We start from the raw sequence: 2764 nt of genomic DNA on the forward strand, positions 1-2764 counted from the left end.
GGGCTTTCTAGCCACGCTTCAATTTGACATTTTGCTGAATTTTTGGGGATATTTTTGAATTTTAGACACAATAAAACCAATACACTACCATCATTAAATACGATTTTTTACACTATGTCAACAAAAAAATCATGATCTTGTATTTTTTTACCTAAATATGGTGTTTTAAAAGATGTTCTTTATTTTCCTTCAACACAACATTTATGTTGCATTGAAACATTTTAGATATTATATTATTATAATGAATAGTCAAGAATTGAAAAGATATCTTACAAAGCATGGTTGCAGTTTTACTTCAGGGAAGGGAGGGCATTTGCTTGTAAAGCGTGGTTCTAAAAAGTCCGTTTTACCTATGCATGGTACGCGAAAAGAATTAGGAACAGGATTAGTCTAGAAGATTCTTAAAGATCTTGACCTAAAATAAGCCTGAATATGGAGGTGTAAATGAAATATGCAATCAAATTTCTCAAAGATGACAATGATACTCTTCTAGTCGTCTCTAAAGACTTTCAGGAATTTATTACCTATGGTAACGATGAAAAAGAAGCTTTGGAACAGGCTAAAAATGCACTTTTAACAGTCATTATGGGGCGTTTTCAAGATCGTGAATCTATTCCCTTTGGACATCGTGATATTGCCTATCCTTTTGTTGAAGTATCTTCATTGGTGACTTTAAAAATTGCAATACATAACGCTATGATTGAAAAAAACTTACGCAAAGCTGATCTCGTACGTCTTTTAAAACTTCATCCAATACAAATTGACCGATTGTTGGATTTAAACCACGCAACCAAATTAGATGCCTTAGAATCTACTCTCATTGCTCTTGGAAAAGAGATCTCTATTAATATTCAAAATGCTGCTTGAATTTAGCGGTTTTGTGTAAAATGCTTATGAAGCGCGTTAAGAGCGACCCGCAATGAATTCACAAGATGTGGTAATGTTTGGTCTTCTACAATAATATATTGTATTGATGCATAAAGATTATACTGTCTATAGAGATGTTGTGTTTCTTTTATCGCCTCTTGCATATTAGAAAACTGTCCTGTTGCAAATTCAACCCATTTTTCTCTTGCTTTGTCATCAGAAGATGATGGTATTTCATCATAAACAGCGCTTGGTAAACCTTTTGCACACAAATAGTCATTTTTCACTTCAAGATATTTTTGCGCAGCATCATACTGATCTTGAGTAAGCACACCTTGCAAACATAGCCGCCCAACATAAGACCCAGCAAGCGGATTTTTAGCCTCTTCAATCGTCAAACCAAAGCGTTTAGCACGCATTTCAATTGCCAATTGATTAACAGGATCTTGACGTACTTTCACTTGTGAAATGTAAGCATCTTTCTTTTTCATACATCCCCTAATCTGTGGGAGCCCACATGTTTCTCTTTGCTCTATTTTTTAATCAAAATGGCATGCTATCATTAAGAGATGCGCTATAATCTTTAGCACCTGAAGCAATAGCATAATTTTGAGAAGTAATGGGGGAGGGGTGAGCAGATTGCTCTTTTTTGGCATCAAGCAAATACAACTCGCCTTTGAATTGTGGTAAGACAATCTCTGTTGTGTAACGGTCATGCCCATTTTTATCTTGCCATTTGCGTGTCTGTAATTTGCCTTCAATGTAAACCTTTGAACCTTTGTTTAGATACTGAAGCGCTATTTTTGCCAAATGTGGATTAAAAATCACCACGGAGTGCCATTCAGTTTTCTCTACTTTTTGATGAGTATTTTTATCCGTATAGCTTTCAGAAGTTGCCATACGAAAATTGACTACTTCTGTTCCATAATTCATTGTTTTGCTTTCGGGATCATTCCCTAAATAGCCAATTAACATCACTTTATTTAGCATGTTTGTCATTACCTTAAATTTGTATTTAAATATGTAAGAAATCTTAGCATAGTTTTATTATTTTTTCTATTATTTCAAAAGGATATTATTGATTATTAACATATAACATTATGTTTTAAGGCGCTCTTTGATAAATAATCAATTGACATAAATGCATGGTGTATAGTACCAAGTCTCAAGAGGGTATATATGGCAATCGTTAGTTTTAAGCATAAAGGGTTGAAATTATTCTTTGAAAGAGGAGAGTGCAAAGGCATACAACCCGCGCATGTTAAAAAATTAGCAAACATTTTAGTAATTTTAGATACAATATCCGCGCCTGAACAAGTTACTCTTAAATCGTATCGTCTACATGCGCTTACGGGCGATTTAAAAGGTTACTGGTCAATGCGTGTCAATGCAAATTGGCGTGTTACCTTTCGTTTCATTGGGACAGACGTTGAACTGGTTGATTATCAAGATTACCATTGAGTTTTGAGGTGTTATTATGATGTACAATCCTCCACACCCTGGCGGCATTTTGAAAGAAGAATTGCTTGATGAATTAGGGTTAACAGTAACAGAAGCTGCAAATCGTCTTGGCGTTGCACGTTTAACTTTATCCCGCATCTTAAACTGCCATGCGGCGATTAGCATTAACTTAGCTTTACGGTTAGAAAAAGCGGGTTTAAATGATGCGGAATTCTGGCTTAAACTGCAACAAAAGCATGATTTGTGGCAAGCTCGGCATAACAGCTCAATCCCACATATTTCACCTTTAGAGCAAGTAGGGCATCTTTAGAAAAACTTAGCCCATCCTTCTTCACACTTAGAGGTCATGTTCTTTAAAATCAAGCAACTTCTGATAGTTTTTTTATGCCTTTATTGATCTCGTCTATAAGAGGCTCGTAATTGAGAACGCTTTTCG

The 2764-nt window shown here is 35.3% G+C and carries 6 protein-coding genes; 4 read left to right on the forward strand and 2 right to left on the reverse strand.

Annotation, left to right across the window (positions count from 1 at the left end; all coding sequences use genetic code 11):
- Positions 1-241 precede the first annotated feature (241 nt).
- A complete protein-coding gene (locus tag ACFILZ_RS09470) occupies positions 242-394 on the forward strand; it encodes a type II toxin-antitoxin system HicA family toxin (RefSeq protein WP_375611014.1) in 153 nt (50 codons plus the stop codon).
- 50 nt (positions 395-444) lie between these two features.
- Entirely contained in the window at positions 445-867 is a 423-nt protein-coding gene (locus ACFILZ_RS09475; protein WP_375611015.1) for a type II toxin-antitoxin system HicB family antitoxin, read from the forward strand.
- Between the two features lie 2 nt (positions 868-869).
- On the opposite strand, the gene ACFILZ_RS09480 is transcribed toward ACFILZ_RS09475, so the two are convergent.
- Together ACFILZ_RS09480 and ssb are read right to left on the reverse strand one after the other, a co-directional pair.
- Positions 870-1358, reverse strand: a complete 489-nt coding sequence (locus tag ACFILZ_RS09480; protein ID WP_375611016.1) for a hypothetical protein — start codon at positions 1356-1358, stop codon at positions 870-872.
- A gap of 52 nt (positions 1359-1410) precedes the next feature.
- A complete protein-coding gene (gene ssb / locus ACFILZ_RS09485; protein WP_375611017.1) occupies positions 1411-1857 on the reverse strand; it encodes a single-stranded DNA-binding protein in 447 nt (148 codons plus the stop codon).
- Positions 1858-2046: 189 nt separating this feature from the next.
- On the opposite strand from ssb, the gene ACFILZ_RS09490 reads away from it, so the two are divergent.
- Both ACFILZ_RS09490 and ACFILZ_RS09495 read left to right on the forward strand, forming a co-directional pair.
- Entirely contained in the window at positions 2047-2328 is a 282-nt protein-coding gene (locus ACFILZ_RS09490) for a type II toxin-antitoxin system RelE/ParE family toxin (RefSeq protein ID WP_375607508.1), read from the forward strand.
- Positions 2329-2344: 16 nt separating this feature from the next.
- Positions 2345-2638: a HigA family addiction module antitoxin gene (locus tag ACFILZ_RS09495; protein WP_375607509.1), complete on the forward strand. Its 294-nt coding sequence runs from the start codon at positions 2345-2347 to the stop codon at positions 2636-2638.
- The last annotated feature ends 126 nt before the right edge of the window (positions 2639-2764 follow it).

The organism is Bartonella sp. AP40SXNS (genome assembly GCF_042195825.1).
GTDB lineage: Bacteria > Pseudomonadota > Alphaproteobacteria > Rhizobiales > Rhizobiaceae > Bartonella.

What these genes read in the sequence shown, in the direction of transcription:
- ACFILZ_RS09470 (WP_375611014.1), top strand. Translation starts at nt 242, where the DNA reads ATGAATAGTCAAGAATTGAAAAGATATCTTACAAAGCATGGTTGCAGT.
- ACFILZ_RS09475 (WP_375611015.1), top strand. Translation starts at nt 445, where the DNA reads ATGAAATATGCAATCAAATTTCTCAAAGATGACAATGATACTCTTCTA.
- ACFILZ_RS09480 (WP_375611016.1), bottom strand. Translation starts at nt 1,358, where the DNA reads ATGAAAAAGAAAGATGCTTACATTTCACAAGTGAAAGTACGTCAAGAT.
- ssb (WP_375611017.1), bottom strand. Translation starts at nt 1,857, where the DNA reads ATGCTAAATAAAGTGATGTTAATTGGCTATTTAGGGAATGATCCCGAA.
- ACFILZ_RS09490 (WP_375607508.1), top strand. Translation starts at nt 2,047, where the DNA reads ATGGCAATCGTTAGTTTTAAGCATAAAGGGTTGAAATTATTCTTTGAA.
- ACFILZ_RS09495 (WP_375607509.1), top strand. Translation starts at nt 2,345, where the DNA reads ATGATGTACAATCCTCCACACCCTGGCGGCATTTTGAAAGAAGAATTG.